Annotated in this window: 17 protein-coding genes; 9 read left to right on the top strand and 8 right to left on the bottom strand. The window is 67.4% G+C overall.

Annotated elements, in window-relative coordinates:
* Window positions 1-8: 8 nt before the first annotated feature.
* Window positions 9-953, bottom strand: a complete 945-nt coding sequence (locus tag CFB43_RS30660; protein ID WP_089497839.1) for a choline ABC transporter substrate-binding protein — start codon at window positions 951-953, stop codon at window positions 9-11.
* Window positions 954-1,221: 268 nt separating this feature from the next.
* On the opposite strand from CFB43_RS30660, the gene CFB43_RS30655 reads away from it, so the two are divergent.
* Window positions 1,222-1,902: an MgtC/SapB family protein gene (locus tag CFB43_RS30655; RefSeq protein ID WP_089497838.1), complete on the top strand. Its 681-nt coding sequence runs from the start codon at window positions 1,222-1,224 to the stop codon at window positions 1,900-1,902.
* Window positions 1,903-1,945: 43 nt separating this feature from the next.
* On the top strand, window positions 1,946-2,713 hold the full coding sequence (locus CFB43_RS30650) for a DeoR/GlpR family DNA-binding transcription regulator (RefSeq protein WP_089497837.1): 768 nt from the start codon (window positions 1,946-1,948) through the stop codon (window positions 2,711-2,713).
* Between the two features lie 103 nt (window positions 2,714-2,816).
* On the opposite strand, the gene CFB43_RS30645 is transcribed toward CFB43_RS30650, so the two are convergent.
* Window positions 2,817-3,791: an SDR family NAD(P)-dependent oxidoreductase gene (locus CFB43_RS30645; RefSeq protein WP_089497836.1), complete on the bottom strand. Its 975-nt coding sequence runs from the start codon at window positions 3,789-3,791 to the stop codon at window positions 2,817-2,819.
* Between the two features lie 124 nt (window positions 3,792-3,915).
* On the opposite strand from CFB43_RS30645, the gene CFB43_RS30640 reads away from it, so the two are divergent.
* Together CFB43_RS30640 and CFB43_RS30635 are read left to right on the top strand one after the other, a co-directional pair.
* Window positions 3,916-4,530 (top strand): TetR/AcrR family transcriptional regulator, encoded by a 615-nt coding sequence (locus tag CFB43_RS30640; protein WP_089497835.1) that lies wholly within the window; start codon window positions 3,916-3,918, stop codon window positions 4,528-4,530.
* Between the two features lie 271 nt (window positions 4,531-4,801).
* Window positions 4,802-5,125 carry a winged helix-turn-helix domain-containing protein gene (locus CFB43_RS30635; RefSeq protein ID WP_034188511.1) on the top strand — a complete coding sequence of 108 codons (324 nt, stop codon included), beginning with the start codon at window positions 4,802-4,804 and terminating at the stop codon, window positions 5,123-5,125.
* A gap of 76 nt (window positions 5,126-5,201) precedes the next feature.
* On the opposite strand, the gene CFB43_RS30630 is transcribed toward CFB43_RS30635, so the two are convergent.
* Both CFB43_RS30630 and CFB43_RS30625 read right to left on the bottom strand, forming a co-directional pair.
* Window positions 5,202-6,548, bottom strand: a complete 1,347-nt coding sequence (locus tag CFB43_RS30630; protein WP_089497834.1) for a DUF2325 domain-containing protein — start codon at window positions 6,546-6,548, stop codon at window positions 5,202-5,204.
* 121 nt (window positions 6,549-6,669) lie between these two features.
* Entirely contained in the window at window positions 6,670-7,212 is a 543-nt protein-coding gene (locus tag CFB43_RS30625) for a hypothetical protein (protein ID WP_089497833.1), read from the bottom strand.
* 415 nt (window positions 7,213-7,627) lie between these two features.
* Here CFB43_RS30625 and CFB43_RS30620 point away from each other — a divergent pair, with 415 nt between their 5' ends.
* A complete protein-coding gene (locus CFB43_RS30620; protein WP_089497832.1) occupies window positions 7,628-8,512 on the top strand; it encodes a patatin-like phospholipase family protein in 885 nt (294 codons plus the stop codon).
* A gap of 140 nt (window positions 8,513-8,652) precedes the next feature.
* On the opposite strand, the gene CFB43_RS30615 is transcribed toward CFB43_RS30620, so the two are convergent.
* The 3 genes from CFB43_RS30615 to CFB43_RS30605 all read right to left on the bottom strand — a co-directional run bounded on the left by CFB43_RS30615 (window position 8,653) and on the right by CFB43_RS30605 (window position 12,158).
* A complete protein-coding gene (locus tag CFB43_RS30615) occupies window positions 8,653-10,134 on the bottom strand; it encodes an aldehyde dehydrogenase family protein (protein ID WP_089497831.1) in 1,482 nt (493 codons plus the stop codon).
* 22 nt (window positions 10,135-10,156) lie between these two features.
* On the bottom strand, window positions 10,157-11,107 hold the full coding sequence (gene speB / locus CFB43_RS30610; RefSeq protein ID WP_089497830.1) for an agmatinase: 951 nt from the start codon (window positions 11,105-11,107) through the stop codon (window positions 10,157-10,159).
* A gap of 166 nt (window positions 11,108-11,273) precedes the next feature.
* Window positions 11,274-12,158: a helix-turn-helix transcriptional regulator gene (locus CFB43_RS30605; RefSeq protein ID WP_089497829.1), complete on the bottom strand. Its 885-nt coding sequence runs from the start codon at window positions 12,156-12,158 to the stop codon at window positions 11,274-11,276.
* A gap of 198 nt (window positions 12,159-12,356) precedes the next feature.
* Between CFB43_RS30605 and CFB43_RS30600 the strand changes: the two genes are divergently transcribed.
* From CFB43_RS30600 to CFB43_RS30585, 4 genes are all read left to right on the top strand, one after another.
* The gene (locus CFB43_RS30600; RefSeq protein ID WP_089457499.1) at window positions 12,357-12,701 is read left to right on the top strand and encodes a cupin domain-containing protein; all 345 of its coding nucleotides are present in this window, start codon (window positions 12,357-12,359) and stop codon (window positions 12,699-12,701) included.
* Between the two features lie 85 nt (window positions 12,702-12,786).
* The gene (locus tag CFB43_RS30595) at window positions 12,787-14,244 is read left to right on the top strand and encodes an NAD(P)/FAD-dependent oxidoreductase (protein WP_089497828.1); all 1,458 of its coding nucleotides are present in this window, start codon (window positions 12,787-12,789) and stop codon (window positions 14,242-14,244) included.
* A gap of 103 nt (window positions 14,245-14,347) precedes the next feature.
* Complete coding sequence (locus CFB43_RS30590) at window positions 14,348-15,538, top strand: MFS transporter (RefSeq protein WP_089497827.1); 1,191 nt, start codon at window positions 14,348-14,350, stop codon at window positions 15,536-15,538.
* Window positions 15,539-15,671: 133 nt separating this feature from the next.
* Complete coding sequence (locus tag CFB43_RS30585) at window positions 15,672-16,592, top strand: LysR family transcriptional regulator (RefSeq protein ID WP_069250655.1); 921 nt, start codon at window positions 15,672-15,674, stop codon at window positions 16,590-16,592.
* A gap of 19 nt (window positions 16,593-16,611) precedes the next feature.
* Here the strand turns inward: CFB43_RS30585 and CFB43_RS30580 are convergent, their stop codons facing one another.
* Entirely contained in the window at window positions 16,612-17,442 is an 831-nt protein-coding gene (locus CFB43_RS30580; protein ID WP_089497826.1) for a helix-turn-helix transcriptional regulator, read from the bottom strand.
* Window positions 17,443-17,454 lie beyond the last annotated feature (12 nt).

Raw genomic sequence — 17,454 nt, 5'->3', positions numbered from 1 at the left:
TGGCGTGGTCATGTGCCGATGCGCTTCTCGATCGCGTCTTTCGCGTTCCTGCCGTCGATGGTGGTGACGCCGTCGAGCCACTTCGACAGCACGCCGGGGTTCTTCTTCACCCATTCCTTCGCCACGGCGACCGGATCGGCGTGATTCATGATCGGCACCATCAGCTGGTTCTCTTCGTCGGTCGTGAACTTCAGGTTGGTCAGCAGCCGGCCGACGTTCGGGCAGCGTTCGAGATAGCCGGGCGTGACGAGCGTATAGACCTTCGCCGAGCCGTAGTTCGGGCCGAATACGCTGTCGCCGCCGTCGAGATAGGCGATCTTGAAGTTGATGTTCATCGGATGCGGCTCCCACGCGAGGAACACGATCATCCGGTGCTCCTGCACCGCGCGCGTGACCTGCACGAGCATCCCGGCCTCGCTCGATTCGATCAGCTTGAAGCCGCCGAGCCCGAACTCGTTCCTGTCGATCATCCGCTGCACCAGCGCGTTGCCGTTGTTGCCGGCGCCGATCCCGTAGATCTTGCCGTCGAGCTGATCGCGGAATTTAGCAATGTCGGCAAAGCTCTTGAGGCCCTTGTCCGATGCGTATTGCGGCACCGCCAGCGTGTAGCGCGCGCCGATCAAGTTCGGCTGCGGCAACTGGTGGACGGCGCCGGCATCGACGAACGGCTTCACCGTCGGCGTCATGCTCGGATCCCAGTAGCCGAGGAACGCGTCGATCTGTGCCTTCTTCACGCCGGCCAGCACGATCGGCGGCGACGCGATCGTTTTAGTCGCCTCATAGCCGAGCCCGTCGAGCAGCATCATCGCGACTCCGGTGGTGGCCGCGATGTCGCTCCAGCCGACATCGCCGAGCGTCACCTTTTTGCAGACGTCGCCTTCCAACGCGTGAGCGGGGGCCGTCGCCAGCGCCGTCAGCAGTGTGGCGGCCAGCATCCATGCCTTCTTCATCATGTTGGTCTCCTAAGCAAGTGTTCCGGATCGTGTTGCCTGAATGGTCTGACGATTGATCGTGCTGATCGGATGAAACAAACGAACTTGGGTCTGGCTTTGTAGTTTTGCGTACCGTATATTAGAACGCACAAAATCGCAAGATCGCACAAAAATACAACTTGCCGGTTGCCGAGGTGGGCCACGGGCAGGCGAGGGCAGGAAGCATCGGGCGGCGGCCCAGGCGGGCCGTGCTTCATCAGGTAGACCAGGCAAAGCAAGGAGACCTCGCATGATCAGTCAACTGGAAATCGTGTCCCGCCTGTTGCTGGCGGCATTGCTCGGCAGCATCGTCGGCATCGAGCGCGAGCGCCTGTCGTGGGCGGCCGGATTGCGCACGCACATGCTGGTCGCGGTGGGCGCCGCGCTCGTGATGGTCGTGTCGGCGTTCGGTTTCGCGGATATCCAGAACGCGAAGAACGTGTCGCTGGACCCGTCGCGCGTCGCCGCGCAGGTGGTGTCGGGCATCGGCTTCCTCGGCGCCGGGTCGATCATGCTGCGCGGCGAGATCATCCGCGGCCTGACGACCGCGGCGAGCCTGTGGGTCGTGGCGGCGGTCGGGCTCGCCGTGGGCGGCGGCATGTATGTCGCCGCGATCGCCGCGACGGCGATCGTGCTCGCGATCCTGGCCGGCCTGAAGCCGATCGAGAAGCGCTTCTTCGCCGCGCGGCAGCGCTGGGGCGTGCGCATCCTCGCGCGCCGCGGCACCGTGAAGCTGACATCGCTGCAGGCGATGCCGGGCATCGATCAGGCGCGCATCGTGCAGTTCATCATCGAGCAGGACGACGCCGCGCCGGACGACGACCGCATCCACGTGGTGTTTTCGAAGATGACGAGCCGCGAGTGCCAGGCGGTCCGTCAATCCCTGCAGACCCTCGTCGGCATCAAAAAGATGGAGGAGAGCGCAGCGTAGTCCGCCGTTCGAATAACATTGGCGTTCATTCCGAGGACATTCCATGTGGCAAGAAGAGCGATACCAGAGGATCCGGCTTCTGTTATCGAAGATGCAGCGCGTGTCGACCGACCGGATCATGGCCGACCTGAACGTGTCGCGGGAAACCGTGCGGCGCGATCTCGTCGATCTCGAGGCGCTCGGTGAACTGAAGCGCGTACACGGCGGCGCGGTGCAGGTGGGCGACGAAGCGCCGATCGCCGAGCGCGCGCAGACGCACGTGAAGGCGAAGCTGGCGATTGCCCGCGCGGCGGCCAGGCTGGTCACGGGCTCGCAGACGCTGTTCATCGATGCGGGCACGACCACGACGCTGCTGGCCGAGGAACTGGCGAAACTGTCGGGTCTCACGATCGTCACGAATTCGATCGACGTCGCGCTGAAGATGCGGTCGAGCGACCCGGGGCAGGCGAGGAACGAAACGATCTTGCTCGGCGGGATGATCGGCAGCCGAGCGGCCGCGACCGTCGGCGACGGCACGGTTGCCGAGATCTTCCGCTACCGCGCCGATCTCGCGCTGCTGTCGCCGGTGGGCGTCGATGCCGTGCGTGGTGCGACCAACTATGACCGGATGGAAACCGAAGTGGCGCGTGCGATGGTCAGCAACGCGGCGGACGTCGCGATCCTGGCCGATTTCAGCAAGCTCGGCACGAACAGCCGGGTCAGCTTCTGCGAGCCGGCGCGGATCGGCACACTGGTGACGGATGCGAAGGCGGAATCGGTCGACAGCTACAAGGGCCTCAAGAAAGTCATCAAGCGCATCGTGCTGGCGTAGATTTATTAAAAAAAATTCCGTATGGCCCGTGGGCGATCATGTCACTACGCAATCGCCCGCTGATCCTGGCCACTGCGACCATTTCGCCGCGACCGGCGCGCCTTCACGACAGCACGCGTAAGGATTCCGCGTACGGCCAGTTGACGCCGGAGACGTTGACGACGGCCTGCCACGCGGCTTCCTGATTCGCGCCATCGAGGAGGTGTGGGTGTCGCTGCGCCTCAATCGGGCCTGAGAACTTCCCTTGAGCGGAGGCGAAGAATTGCCCTGAGACCTCGGTTCCGAACTTCGAAGCCTGGATATACCGGCCCGCTGCCGTCTCCGGCGTCTGATTCATGCCGGGAATGAGGTTCGCGATCGGGATAAACAGATACTTCACCGCCAGGCTAGCTTGTCGCGAAACGTTGGTCGCGGTCGCCGCACCGGGGGAGACGGCGTACACGGCCATGCCAGAGGGTAGCCGCCGCGCCAGCGCAGCGACCCACCAGGCGACGAGGAGCTTCGCGTCGGCATACGCATTGTTGGGCACGTACTTCACGTTCGGCCCGTTGCGAATCAGGGCTTCCATGGCAGCCGTCAGATCGCCCTGGTGGTATTGGGCAGCGAGTGCGTCCACGTCGGTGTATTTGAACATGGGTACGCCGCCTCGGGCAGGCTCCGCGCTGGTGATGACAATCCGTGCGTTGGGGCTCAGCAGGTTGGCGCGGAGTAACCCGACAGTCAATTGATGATGACCGATGAGCGGGGCTTGAGAAGCCTCGACGCCCTCCGCGGTGATCACGCGCGCCTTGCCAGGAACCATCCCTGCATTGAGCAGCAGGAAATCGATCGGCCGACCTCGCTTGACGAGTTCGGCGAGCGCGGACTGGACGCTGGCCGGCGTGTCCAACTCCAGTTCCAGCGGCGTGAAGACCTGTCTTTTAGTTTCCGTTGCGAGTCGAGCGGCCGTTTCCTGGGCTCGAGCCAGGCTGCGGCCAGTGACGATGATCTCGCGCCAGCCCTCTCCGGCAAGTGTGCGGGCAGCCGCATAACCGAGCCCGGAGGTGGCACCGGTGACGAGCACGATCGAATGTTCCATGGGCGTCTCAGTGTTAAAGGGGAAAGGGGGAAGGTCGAGTCGTGAGGCCACGGACGACTTGCCAATTTAGAACTATTCAGTTGTATATTTATGCGATGACGAGTGTCAAGGAGTTTTGAACCAAATGATTCAAAATACTGCCAGGCCGAGGGGCCGACCGCGCAGCTTCGACGAGGCAGGGGCGCTGGAAAAGGCAACTCAGGTGTTCTGGTCGAAAGGCTACGACGGAGTGACGATTGACGATCTCGTCGCCGGGATGGGTGTGGGACGGCCGAGCCTGTATGCCGTCTTTGGGGACAAGCGGGCGATATTCTTGCGGGTCCTCAAGGCGTACGCGGAACGGAAAGGCGCATCGGCCGCGAAGACACTCCTCTCACCACTGAGTCTTCGCGACTCGATCACGGGCTTTCTGAGGTACGCCGTCGAAAGTGCGACCGAGAAAGGGTCCGCCCGTGGCTGCCTTCTGATTTGCGTCGCGCCGCTGGTGGACGACCCTGAGGTCCGGCAGTTCCTGCAGAACGCGGCCGCTGGTGGCGCCGCGCTGGTGGAAGGTCGTTTCCGGGACGCCATCATCGCGGGAGAAATCCCGTCCGACTTTCCCGTCGCCGCGCGTGCAACCCAGGTCACGGATTTGGCGCGTGGGCTAACCATGCGTGCGCAGCTAGGCGTGCCGCGCAAGATGCTCCTCAAAGATGCCGAGGAAGCGGCCGACTTGGTGCTCCTGCCGCGACGCGTCTGACGGGTTATTGGACAAAAATTCATTGAGAAATGATCACGGCAACTTACATGAGCCGCGGATCCGGGCGTTTCGTCGTCTGATGAACAAAGTGGCGACGTGGTCAATCGACGCCAGGCGTCACGCGAACCGGCTGGCCGGCATCGTCGCGCGCGTGCTCGAGGTCTGAACCGGCGCGCGCCGCACCAGCCATCGTGTATGCTTGCCCGCATCGTTCAAAGGGCGGGACAACATGAAGACACCGGCACACCCCAAGCCTGAGGTGCGGTTCAGGATGCGTATCCAGCAAGCCGACACGATCGCGCTCGGGCCGGGCAAGGTCGCGCTGCTCGAAGCCGTGCGCGAGCATGGTTCGATTTCGGCGGCGGCGCGCAGCCTGAAGATGTCGTACCGGCGTGCGTGGTTGCTGATGGACGAGCTGAACCGCTCGCTGAAATCGCCGGCGACGGTGTCCGAACATGGCGGGCAGAGCGGCGGCGGCAGCGTGCTCACGCCAGTCGGCGAGGAGATCATCCGCCTCTATCGCGGGATCGAGGCGCGCGCTTACGCGGCCTGCGCCGACGACATCGCCGCGCTCACGAAAATGGTCCGGCGCTGAAGGTGCGCTGACGCTGACAACGGGCTTTCATCGGCCCCTTGAACGGCAGCGCGCGTGCGGCGAAGCGAATCAGAGCCTAGCCGTGCCGCAGGCAAAAGCGCGACGCGTCGCCCGTGGCGGCATCCGGTGCCATCCCGTCGCGCGACTGCGCATCGAGCCGCCCGATCAGCTCGACGAAACTGGCGACGCTCGCCGTGCGCAGCGGGTAGTACGCGATGTGGTGGCGTTCGCAGATGCGCTTGAGCAGGTTCGTCGAATCGTGGTCGATACAGTCGACCGGGAACACCACCATCCGCGCGCCCGGGAGCGCCGCCGCCAGCAGGCCCTTGCGATCCTCGATGCCGCCGTCGTGCAGCGTCACTTCGCCGCCCGCCGTTTCGACGATCCGCTTGATCGCGCGATTCGAGCCGGGACGCCCGCCGACGTACACCAGACGCGTACCCTGAAGGATCGACAGCGGATCGGCCGCGCGCTCGGCCGGATCGTCCGCCGACGCCTGCACCGCCCGTTCGATCGCGCTCGCTTCGGCGCGCAGCGTCTTCACCATCGCCATCAGTTCGTCGAGCCGCGCACGCATCGCGCGGGCGCTCGCCTGTTCCGCGGCGATCCGCTGCTCGGCGGCCTCGCGGCGGCTCGTGTGCAGTGCGAGCCGTTCGTCGCGCGCGGCCAGCGCTTCGCGCAGTTCGTGCACTTCGTCGCGCAGGACGCTTTCCGCCGCCAGCGGCTGCGCGTTCTGGCGCGCGGCGAGGGCATCGCGTTCCTGCAGCGCCGCGTCGCGCTGCGCGCTCATTTCGTGCAGGCGCACCTGCTGCCGTTCGATCTTCGCGTGCAGCGCCGCATTCTCTTCCTCCAGCGCGACCAGCCGCCGGATATCGGCACGATTGGCCGCGCCGACCAGGTGCGACAGCATGTGCAGGTCGCCGAACGCGGCCTGGCGCACGCCCATCGTCGTGCGCGGATGCGTCATCAGCGCCCAGTATGCAGGTGGAATGTCGCCGCGCTTCAGCGCTTCCTTCCAGCGCGCGAGGAGTTCGTCTGCATCCTTCGCGCTGTCGAACGCGCGGATCGCGCCGGCGTAGCGCTCGTCGAGCGCCTTGTGCAACGCCTTCGCGCCGGCCGTGCCGTCGATGGCGAGTTCGACGGCCGCGTGATGGATTTCGAGGTCGGTCGCACGCTGGCGGTCGAGGTCGGTGAACTTCGGCACGAGCTTGCGCAGTTCGTGCGTGGTCAGGCAGGTGCCGATGATCGAGCAGTGCAGGTTCGCATCGAGCTCGGACAGGCGCGTGCGGCGCTTCAGCTCGGCCCGTTGCGCGCGCGACGGTGCGCAGCATGCGTCGATCCGCGTGCCGGTTGCCGCGGGCAGGGTGCCGCCGGGCGTCGAAAGATCCGCCGTGCGGGCAGGGCGAAAAGGCGGAGCGTGCATGTTGACCTCTGTCCGGCCTGGTCGGGCCGGAGACGGATGCGCGAAAGATTCGCGAAATATACCACGGAATATAACGCTGGAAATTCCGGGGAAATCACGGAGCGAAGGCCGCGCGCCGCGGTCAGCAGAGCGCGGTCGAATCGTCGGTGAGCGGCAGTGCGGCGGGGTCCGAGGCAGAGGTGGAGGCTGCGCGAGAAACGGGGAGCGATGCCGGCGCATGTCGCGCCATCACGTACTCGACGCACAGCCCGACGAACAGCACGTCGACGCGCTCCAGCGCGGCGACCGCGTCGTGCATCGCGGCCGGGTCGTTGCTGAACGAGTCGGAAAACACGTCGTCGCGCGTGCGTTCGAGGCGGCGTGCGTGGCCGATCACCCGTTCGAGTTCGGGCAGGCGCGTGAAGCGGGCGGCGCGGGCGGCGTCTTCGAGCGTCGACAGCAGTTCACGAAAGCCCATCGCGGCCAGCGCTTCAGCGTGCGCCGCCGAGAACATCCGGATGAAGCGCACGATGCTGCCGCGCAGGCGCCGGAACGCGTCGACGACATCCGTGACCTGCTGTGCGCGCGCGTCGCTCGACAGCGGCCTGAGTGCGCGGATCTTGCGCGCGAGCGGCTGTTCCCGTGCGGCGCGCTGCGAGGCGCGATCCGTCGGCGTGCGGGGCATGGCGAGTCTCCGGAAGTGCGGGTAGCGATATATTCTACGAAATATATCGAGTGAGAAAAAATGACGGCACCGTGGAGAAGACACGGTGCCGTCAACGCCTTGAGCGGCTGACGGGTCAGTAGATGTTGCTCACGGCCGTTCCGAACGCGGCCATGAAGCGGAGGTACGCGCTGTCGGGCACGAGGATGGGCGCGATGGCCGCGCACATCCGGCCCGCGTGCGTGAACGCGCGTGCGCCTGATGCTGCCGCATGACCGCCGCCGGCAGCACGGGGGGCCGGGCGCCGGCCGTTTCGTCCATCGTCGGCCGACCGGCTGGATTCGCGTGCCGGCAGGGTTTTCAGCAGGACATCCGGAGCGCTGCACGATCCATCATGGCGAATCCACCGTCGCAGCCAACCGCAGGAGGTCGCACCATGACGTCCGATTCCATTCTCTCGACCGCCTTCGTGTTCGCCGGCGGCGGCAGTCTGGGTGCGATCGAGGTCGGCATGCTCCGCGAGCTGGTCGCGAGCGGCGAACGGCCCGATTGCGTGATCGGCGCGTCGGCGGGCGCGATCAATGCCGCCTATTTCGCCGGCCGGCCGGACGCGGACGGCATCGCGATGCTTGAAGCGCTGTGGTGCAGGATCCGCCGCCAGGACGTGATGCCGTTCTCGATGCGCAGCCTCTTCGCGATGCTGCTGCGCAACCGGCCGCATCTGGTCGAGGCCGACGCGCTGCGCCTGTTGCTGGAAAAGAACCTGCCGTACCGCCGGATCGAGCAGGCCGCGTTGCCGCTCCATATCGTCGCGACCGACGTGCTGAGCGGCCGCGAAGTCGTGCTGTCGGCCGGCCCGGTCGTGGATGCGGTGCAGGCCAGCGCGGCGATTCCCGGCGTGTTTCCGTCGGTCAGCATCGACGGCATGGAACTCGTCGACGGCGGCGTCGCGAACAATACGCCGATCTCGGTCGCGATCGCGCTCGGCGCCAGGCGGATCGTCGTGCTGCCGGCCGGCTTCGCCTGCGCGTTGCGCGTCCCGCCGCGCAGCCCGATCGCGCATGCGACGCACGCGCTGACGCTCGTGATCGCGCGGCAGCTGGTGCGCGATCTGGAGCTATACGGGGCGCGCGCGCACATTCATGTCGTGCCGCCGCTCTGTCCGCTCGAGGTGTCGTCCTATGACTACTCGCAGTGCGCGCAACTGATCGACAAGGCCGCGGAACGCACACGCGCGTGGATCGAGGAGGGCGGGCTCGCGGTGTGTGCGATTCCGGGCCAGCTGCGCGAGCACGATCATGCTGCGGTGCATTCCTATTGATCGTTGCTCACGCACCGTCCAACCGCATGACCGACGAACGCCGGTTATCGTGCCGCCAGGGCCTCTTGTCGGAAATCGGTAAAAAAACGGCACCGTGCCGCGAGACACGGTGCCGCCAACGGCCTCGAAGGCCCCACTGATCAGTCGATCGCGCGCATCGCGTGGCGCAGTTCCTGATAGCTGCGCAGCCCCGCCACGCCGAGTTCGCGCCCGATTCCGCTGAGGCCGAATCCGCCCCAGCACACGTGCGGGTAGATGAGCTGCGGCGCGTTGATCCACACGAGCCCCGCGCGCACGCGCTGCTGGAATTGCTTCGCGATAGCCGCATCGCGTGTCACGACGGTCGCGACGAGCCCGTAGCGCGTGTCGTTCGCGAGCGCGATCGCTTCGTCGTCGGTGCGGAACGATTTCACGCACGCGACGGGGCCGAACACTTCGTCGGTCCACAGCGGGTTGTCGGCGCCCGGCTCGGCGATCACGACGGGCGCCATGAAAAAGCCGTCGCCGCCGGCATCCGCGACGCGGCCGCTGAAGGCGACGCGTGCGCCCGCATCGATGCCGTGCCGGAGCATCGCTTCGACGCGCGTGCGCTGCGCGGCGGAGATCAGCGGCCCCATCGCGACGTGTTCCGCGGCCGGCGGCGCGACGACGAGCGCGCGCACGGCCGTCTCGAACGCGGCCATGAAGCTGCGGTACACGCTGTCGTGCACGAGGATGCGTGCGGTGGCCGAGCACATCTGGCCCGCGTTCGTGAAGGCGCCCGCGACCGCGAGCGACACCGCGACGTCGAGGTCGGCATCGTCGCGCACGATCAGCGACGACTTGCCGCCGAGTTCAAGCGTCACGCGCTTCATGTCGACGGCGGCGGCCTGCATGACCCTGCGGCCGGCCGCGGTGCTGCCGGTAAACGAGATCTTGTCGATCAGCGGATGCGCGGTCAGCGCCGCGCCGACCTCGGCGCCGCCGTTCACGACGTTGACGACGCCGGCCGGCACACCGGCTTCGGCGACGATGTCGAGCAGCGCGTGCTCGGTGGGCGACGTGAGTTCGGACGGCTTCAGCACGACCGCGCAACCGGCGGCGAGCGCGGGCGCGAGCTTCCACGCGGTCGTGACCATCGGGAAGTTCCACGGCATGACGAGCGCCGCGACGCCGACGGCATCGTAGAAGCGCTCGGCGGTGACGGCGTCGCTCGGCAGTGCGACCGGTTCGGCGGCGAACAGCGCCGGGTCCTCGCACAGCGTCGCGTAGTACGCGAACGTCGCGGCGACGTCGCCGACATCGGCCTCGGCCTCGAACGGTGGCTTGCCGCTCACCTGCATCTGCAGCGCCGCAAGACGATCGCGCGATGCTTCGACGCGCTCGGCGATCTTGGCGAGAATCCGGCCGCGCTCGGCCGGCGGCGTATCGCGCCAGCCGGCGAACGCGTCGCGCGCGGCACGCACCGCGGCGTCGACGTGCGCGGCCGTCGCGAATGCCTGCCAGCCGATCGCGGCACCCGTCGATGCGTCGAAGATCGGCGCGCCGGGCGCGTCGGCAGGCGTGCGCACGGGCTGGCCGGCGATGTGCGCGGCGGGCAGCACGAACGTGGCGGGGGAACGGGAAAGCTCGGCGGTGGACATGAAGGTCATCCTGTCGGTCGGGTTAGCGGTAGGCGACGCCCGGCATCACGCAGAGCATCTCGAACGCGAGGTTCGCGCCGGTGAGCGCGGTGGTGCCGGTCGGATCGTACGGCGGCGCGACTTCGACGAGGTCCGCGCCGACGATGTTCAGGCCCTTCATCCCGCGCACGATCTCGAGACCCTGCTGCACGGTGAGGCCGCCGATTTCCGGCGTGCCGGTGCCGGGCGCGAACGACGGATCGAGGCCGTCGATGTCGAAGCTCAGGTAGACCGGCGTGTCGCCGACGCGTTCGCGCACCTGCGCCATCAGCGGCGCGAGCGACTGGTTCCAGCACGCTTCCGCCTGCACGACGGTGAAGCCCTGCTGGCGGCACCAGTCGAAATCGTCCGCGTGGTAGCCGGTGCCGCGCAGGCCGATCTGCGTGACCTTGTCGCATTGCAGCAGCCCGTCTTCCACCGCGCGGCGGAACGGCGTGCCGTGCGCGATCTTCTCGCCGAACATCGTGTCGTTCACGTCCGCGTGCGCGTCGACGTGCACGACGGCGACCTTGCCGTACTTTTTATGCAGCGCGCGCAGGATCGGCCACGCGATCGTGTGGTCGCCGCCGAGCGTGATCGGCCGGCAGCCGTTCGCGACGATCTCGTCGTACGCCTCCTCGATGCGGCGCACCGAGTCCTTCAGGTCGTACGGGTTGGTCGCGACGTCGCCGATGTCGGCCACCTGCAGCGAATCGAACGGCGCCGCGCGCGTGGCCATGTTGTACGGGCGCAGCAGCACGGATTCGGTGCGGATCTGGCGCGGGCCGAAGCGCGAGCCCGAGCGGTTCGACGTGCCGAGATCGAGCGGCACGCCGACGAAGCACACGTCGAGGCCGTCGGTCGTCGCGGCCTGCGGCAGCCGCATCATCGTGGCGATGCCGCCAAAGCGCGGCATCTCGTTGCCGCCCATCGGTTGATTCAGTTCGCGGGGCATGGGCCGTCTCCTTTATTTGAGGTCAAGCGATCGGCCGATGGTAGAGGAGAACACGCGCGCGAAGATTTTGAAGTCGCAACGTTTACATCGACGGGCTTCGATGCAAGTGGCGCCACCGTATCGACGCGGCGCAACCGAAAGCAGCCGCGCGGCGCGGCCGGGTGGGTCAGCGCGAGATGCCGGGCGACGCGGTGCCGTCGTGCGCGCCGGCGGAAGGGAACGCCGTGGAGGCCGAACCCCACGCGGCTAGTTCGCGCTTCGTGCGCACGCCCAGCTTCGCGAATGCGCGCTTCACGTACGACTCGGCCGATGCGACCCGCACGCCGAGGATCTCGGCCGTCTCCGGCACGGTCTTGCCGGAGAGCAGGTGCTTGCAGGTTTCGTATTCGCGCTTCGACAGCTTCACGCCGTCGGCCGCGATCCGCGCATCGAACTGCGCGAGCGGATGGACGTCGGGCGTCGGGTGCGCGACGCGCCGCACGGCCGTGGTCGACGCATGCAGTTCGAGCAGCGGGAACAGCACGTCGCTGATGCTGCGAAAGCGGTTCATCTCGGCGAGCGTGAACGGCGGGCGGTCGCGGCCGCGCTCCAGCGCGATCGAATGCTGCGAATAGCGCGTGCCGCGCGCGAGCACGCATTCGTGCCCGATATGCACGTCGTCGAACAGCCGCTGGCGGAATTCGCCGGGCGGGATCGCCGCGATGTCGCGCACCACCAGCATCGTGCCCGTCTTGCCGCGCAGCCCCGCGAACAGCGGGTCGCTGTCGAGAAAGCGCTCGTAGTAGAGCGTCATCACGTCGGAGATTTCGGTGGATTCGGTATCGATGCCGCTGCTGCCGATCCATTCGCATCGATAGCCTGTGGGCATCGAGCCGTCGACGCGCGAGCGCTCGACGTGTGCGACGTCGAGCGGCACGACTTCATTGAGCAGTTGCGTGAGGCGCGGCACGAAATGCGGCGTGCCGACCGTCTCGATCAGCTCGCCCAGCGCCTTGAACGACACGTTGAAACGGTCGTTGTCGCGGTGGAAGGGGTTCACGTTGAGCAGCATGCGGTTCCCCGGGTGAAAAGCGGCGCGATTGTAGCGGTCACAACGAAAAACGTCAGTAAGGGGAAACACCGTCGGTTGTCCTGCCGACCCGTTTGCCCCGGAAAACACCGCTTGTCCCCCCCGGAGGGGGGCATACCGGGGCAGTGTAAATGAGTAACTTTGTCTCTGCTTTTTTCAATCAAGAGACGAAAGATTCACATGACCAAACTGATCAAGGACATCCTGCCGCTCGGCGCAGGCATCGGCGAATTCACGAAGCTCGACTTCGGCATGGACGAAAGCGACTGGCGCGCGGCGGAAGGCAAGAGCGGCAACTACATCGTCGGCTGGTGGGAAGGCAAGGTCGGCTCGGTGGAGTTTCCGGAAACCGCGGCCGACGAAGCCGTGTGGCTCGTCGAGGGCCGGATCGCGCTGACCGACGTCGAAGGCAACCGCAAGGAATTCACGCCGGGCCAGGGCTACCTGCTGCCGGCCGGCTTCGCGGGCCGCTGGGAGACGATCGAGGACGCGAAGAAGTTCTACGTGCTGCTCGAGCAGTCGTGATGTCCGAAACCGCCGCCGGAGTGTCGTCGTCCGTGTGACGCGCGCCCGGCGGCGGTTTCGCTGTTCGCGTGTGATGGCTGGGATCATGGAAATGGAAGTCAAGACAAGAGAGACTGCACCGGAGCAGGCGCACGCAATGCGTGGCGCGCCGGTCGCACTGGGCGTCGAGGCGGCGCTCGCGAATACGAAGCTGTTCCCGTACTGGCTCGACAACCCGGCCGCGCCGGCCACCGAGCCGGAACTCGTCGGCGACGCGACGGCCGACCTGCTGATCGTCGGCGGCGGCTTCACGGGGCTGTGGGCGGCCGTGCAGGCGAAGGAGCAGATGCCGCACCTGAACGTGGTGCTGATCGAGGCCGGCAAGGTCGCGCACGGCGCATCGGGCCGCGCGGGGGGGATCATTTCGACGTCGGTGATGCACGGGCTCCCGAATGCGGTGCGCGTGTTCCCGAACGACATCGCGCAGCTCGAGGCATTCGGCCATCACAACCTCGACGGTTTCGAGGACACGCTGAAGCGCTACGACATCGACGCCGACATCGAGTGGAACGGCGAGATGACGGTCGCGGTCGATCCCGAGCACATCGCGCACCTGAAGGGCGACTACGACCTGCATCGCGAGTACGGCCACAACGTCGTGCTGCTGAACCGCGAGGAAACGCTCGAACAACTGAATTCGCCGCTGTTCGCGGGGGCATTGTGGTCGCGCAACCGCAGCGGCATCGTGCACCCGGCGAAGCTCGCGTGGGGGCTGAAGCGCGCGGCGCTGACGCTCGGCGTGAAGCTCTACGAGCACACGCCGCTCGTGACCGTGAGCGACGAAGGCAGCACGGTGTTCGTGACGACGCCGAAGGGCAGCGTACGCGCACCGCGCGTGGTGTTCGGCAGCGGCACCGCGAAGGTCGGGATTCCCGACATCAACCGCCGCGTGATGCAGGTGCGCGACCATGTGCTCGCGACCGAACCGCTCACCGACGCGCAGCTCGCGCGAATCGGCTGGAAGAATCGCCAGGGCGTGTACGACACGCGCACGCAGCTCAACTATTTCCGGCTAACGAAGGACAACAACATCATCTTCGGCGGGCTGGTGAGCTATCACTTCGACGGCGACCCGGAACCGCACCAGGACGGCCAGCGCGAAACCTACTACCGGCTCGCGGAAGCGTTCTACCGCACGTTCCCGCAGCTGTGCGACGTGCGCTTCTCGCACGCGTGGGGTGGCCCGATCGACTACTGCTCGCGCGGCTCGGTATTCGCGAAGCGCTACCTCGGCGACAAGGCCGTGTTCGTCGCCGGCTATACGGGCTTCGGCGTCGCGGCGAGCCGGTTCGGCGCGTTCATGGGGCTGAACATCCTGTTCGATCGCGACAGCCCCGAGCGCAAGCTCGACATCGCGAACCAGAGCCCGAGCTATATCCCGCCCGAGCCAGTGCGCTGGGTCGCCGCGAAGATCACGTTCCATGCGTTCGACGGCGCGGATGCGGAAGGCGGCTGGAAGCGCGCGTGGATCAGCGGCATCAAGGCGATGGGCTTCCCGATGTAAGCGACGACGGGGCGGCCCCACGGGGCACCCCGTCATGGCGGCACAACAAAAACGATCCCCAGAGGACACGGTCCGCGCCGCGGACACGGAGAGAGACACCCAGATGAATGTAGTCAACCTGCAGGATGAAGCGCGACAGGAAAGCGCGCTGTTCGTCGTCGTGATGCTGCTGCTCGGCATGCTCGGGCCGACGGTCTTCCTCGGCCTGCCCGCGATCGTCGGGCAGGTCGAGCGTCATTGGGGATTCGGCGAAGCGGCGCTCGGGCTGTCGAGCTTCATCGAGGTGCTCGGCGAATCGACGGGCACGCTGCTCGTCGCGTTCGTGCTCGGCCGCCAGCCGGTGCGGTGGGTGCTCGCGGGCGCGGTGACGCTCGCGGCCGGCGCGAACCTCGGCACGCTCGCGACGCACGGGCTGGTGGCGTATTCGGCGTTGCAGTTCATCGCGGGCGTCGGCTCGGGCGGGCTGAACGGTATCGCGTTGCGCTACCTGTCGTATTCGCGCGCACCGGAACGCAATCTCGGGATCATGCTGATGGGGCAGGTGACGTGGAGCATGGTGCTGCTCGCGACCATCTTCCCGATGCTGAGCGATGCATGGGGCGCGCACGGCGTGTTCGGCTTTGTCGCGTGCGTGCTCGGCATGTTCGTGCTCGCGACGCCGCTGTTTCGCCGCGGCGAGACGCTGGCCGCACCGGCGCCGGAAGGCGTGGCCGGCCGCATCGACCGCAAGGGCGCGATGCTCGTGCTGTGCGCGCAGCTCGCGCTGTACGGCGGCGTCGGCGTCGTGTGGACCTTCCTCGAGAAGATCGGCACCGCGGCCGGCCTGAGCGGCCAGTCGGTGTCGCTCGTGCTCGGCGCCGCGAACGTCGCGAGCCTCGTGATCTGCGCGGCGATGCCGAAGCTCGGCGCGGGCGCGGGCCTGCGCCGCTGGGCGCTCTTGAATCTCGGCGGCTGCGCGGTCGCGGCCGTGCTGCTCGCGCTGCCGGCCTCGGCCGTGACGTTCACGCTCGGCGCGATCGTCTTCATCGGCTGCTGGACCGGCGGCGCGCTGCTGATCTACGCGACGATTCCGCAGTACGACCTGGTCGGCAAGTCGGCCGCGCTGTCGCCGGGCTGCGTCGCGCTCGGCTACGGCGTCGGCTCGGTCGCGGGCGGCTCGCTGATCGAGCGCGCGGGCACGCAGTCGGCGCTGATCGCGGCGATCGTGCTGTGCGCGGTGGCGTTCCTCTGCTACCGGCGGCTGCGGCCGGCCGTGTTCGGCATGGAACGCGCGCTCGCGGTGGCATCTGAATGACGGTGGCGACGCGCACCGCTGCCGATGGCGGCGCGCGTCCGGTTCGGTTCATCGGCGCAGGCGGCGAGCGTGACGTGCGAGGCGCGTCGAGCCAGCCGGCCGGGTAACGCGCACACGCGCAGCGGTTTGAAGCATGTTCTCGAATACTTCCGATCTCGATCTCCGGCTCATCCGGGTCTTTCTGGCCGTCGTCGACGCACGCGGCATCACGGCCGCCGAGGCGTCGCTCGGCGTGCGGCAGTCGACCATCAGCACGCAGCTGTCGGCGCTCGAAGCGCGCGTCGGCTTCAAGCTGTGCGATCGCGGGCGCGGCGGCTTTCGCCTGACGTCGAAGGGCGAGCGCTTCGCGGCCACCGCGCGCACGCTCGTCGCGGCCACCTCCGAATTCGTCGCGCGGGTGCGCGACATCGACCGCAAGCTGGTCGGCACGCTGTCGATCGGCCTGATCGGCCAGGCGCCGCTCGTCGAGAACGCTCGCGTGGCCGACGCGATCGGCGCGTTCCGCAAGCGCGACCAGGCGGTCACGTTCGCGATGAAGGTCGCGTCGCCGCAGGAGCTCGAGGAAAGCCTCGTCAACAACCAGCTCGATCTCGCGATCGGCTATTTCTGGCATCGCGTGCCGGGGCTGCTCTACACGCCGCTGTTCACCGAGCAGCAGGTGATCTACTGCGGGCGCGGGCATCCGCTGTTCCATGCATCGCGGCCCGTGACCGCCGACGACCTGCAACTGCACGACTGGGTCTGGCGCACCTATCCGGTGCCGGAGGAGCAGTACCCGCTGCCCGAGCGGCGCGTGACCGCGAGCGCGGACAGCATCGAGGCCGCGACGATCCTGATCCTGTCGGGCGGCCATCTCGGCTACCTGCCCGCGCATTATGCGGAGCCGTTCGAGCAGCGCGGGCTCGTGAAGGCGGTGGGCCGCGCGACGTTCAGCTTCGACGTGCCGCTGCATCTCGCGATGAAGCGCAGCGCGAGCGACAAGCCGATCGTCGACGCGTTCTGCGAGGACCTGCTGCGCGCGTTCAACATCAAGGCGGCCGCGCTGGCCGCTTAGGGCCACGCACGCCGCGCGTTCAGCAGTCCACCAGCACCCAGTCGAACAGCTCGCGGCGCGTGCGCACGCCGAGCTTCGCGAACGCGCGCTTCACGTACGACTCGGCCGTCGACAGCTTCACGTCGAGCTGCTGCGCGGCCTCGGGCACCGAGCGCCCGCACAGCATCAGCCGGCAGATCTCGTGCTCGCGGCGCGACAGCTGCACGTCCTGCCGTTCCAGGCGCGCGTCGAAGCTCGCCTGCGACGCGGTGTTCACCGTCCCCGACGCCACGCGCCGCGCCGCGCAGCTACGCGCATGCAGTTCGAACATCGGGAACAGCAGGTCGACCATCTGCCGGAAGTGGAACAGCTCGTCCATCGTGAACGCGGGCCGGCCGACGGTGCGCGCCAGCCCAAGCGCGTATTGCAGGTGCGCGTTGCCGTGCACGAGCATGCATTCCTGCTCGATGCCGGGCTCGTCGAAGATCCGCCGGCGGAACTCGCCGTGCGCGATCCCTTCCACGTGGCGCTGCACCAGCAGCGTGCCGGCCTTGCCGCGCAGCGGCGCGACCAGCGGATCGGCCTGGCAGTAGTCCTGGTAATAGACATCCATCACGCGCAGCGTGTCGGCCGCGAAGCGCAGGCTGCCGCTGCCGATCCATTCGACGACGAAGCCCGACGTGCTGCCCGTATCCGCGCGCCAGCGTTCGAGGTGCACGGCGTCGGCGTCGATGCTGTCGTTGACGAACTCCGTGACCGCGCCGACGAAATCCGGCGTGCCGACCGCGCGCAACGTCGCGCCGAGCGTGTCGGGGCGCACACCGATCAGGTAGTGGCCGCGGGCGGCCGGGTCGGGCTGGAGAAGTCGCATGGTCGGGCGTGG

This window comes from Burkholderia sp. AU15512, assembly GCF_002223325.1.
In the GTDB taxonomy this organism is placed as follows: Bacteria; Pseudomonadota; Gammaproteobacteria; order Burkholderiales; family Burkholderiaceae; genus Burkholderia.
Note: the sequence above shows the minus strand (reverse complement) of the source record. Positions and strands in the feature narration are given on the sequence as shown.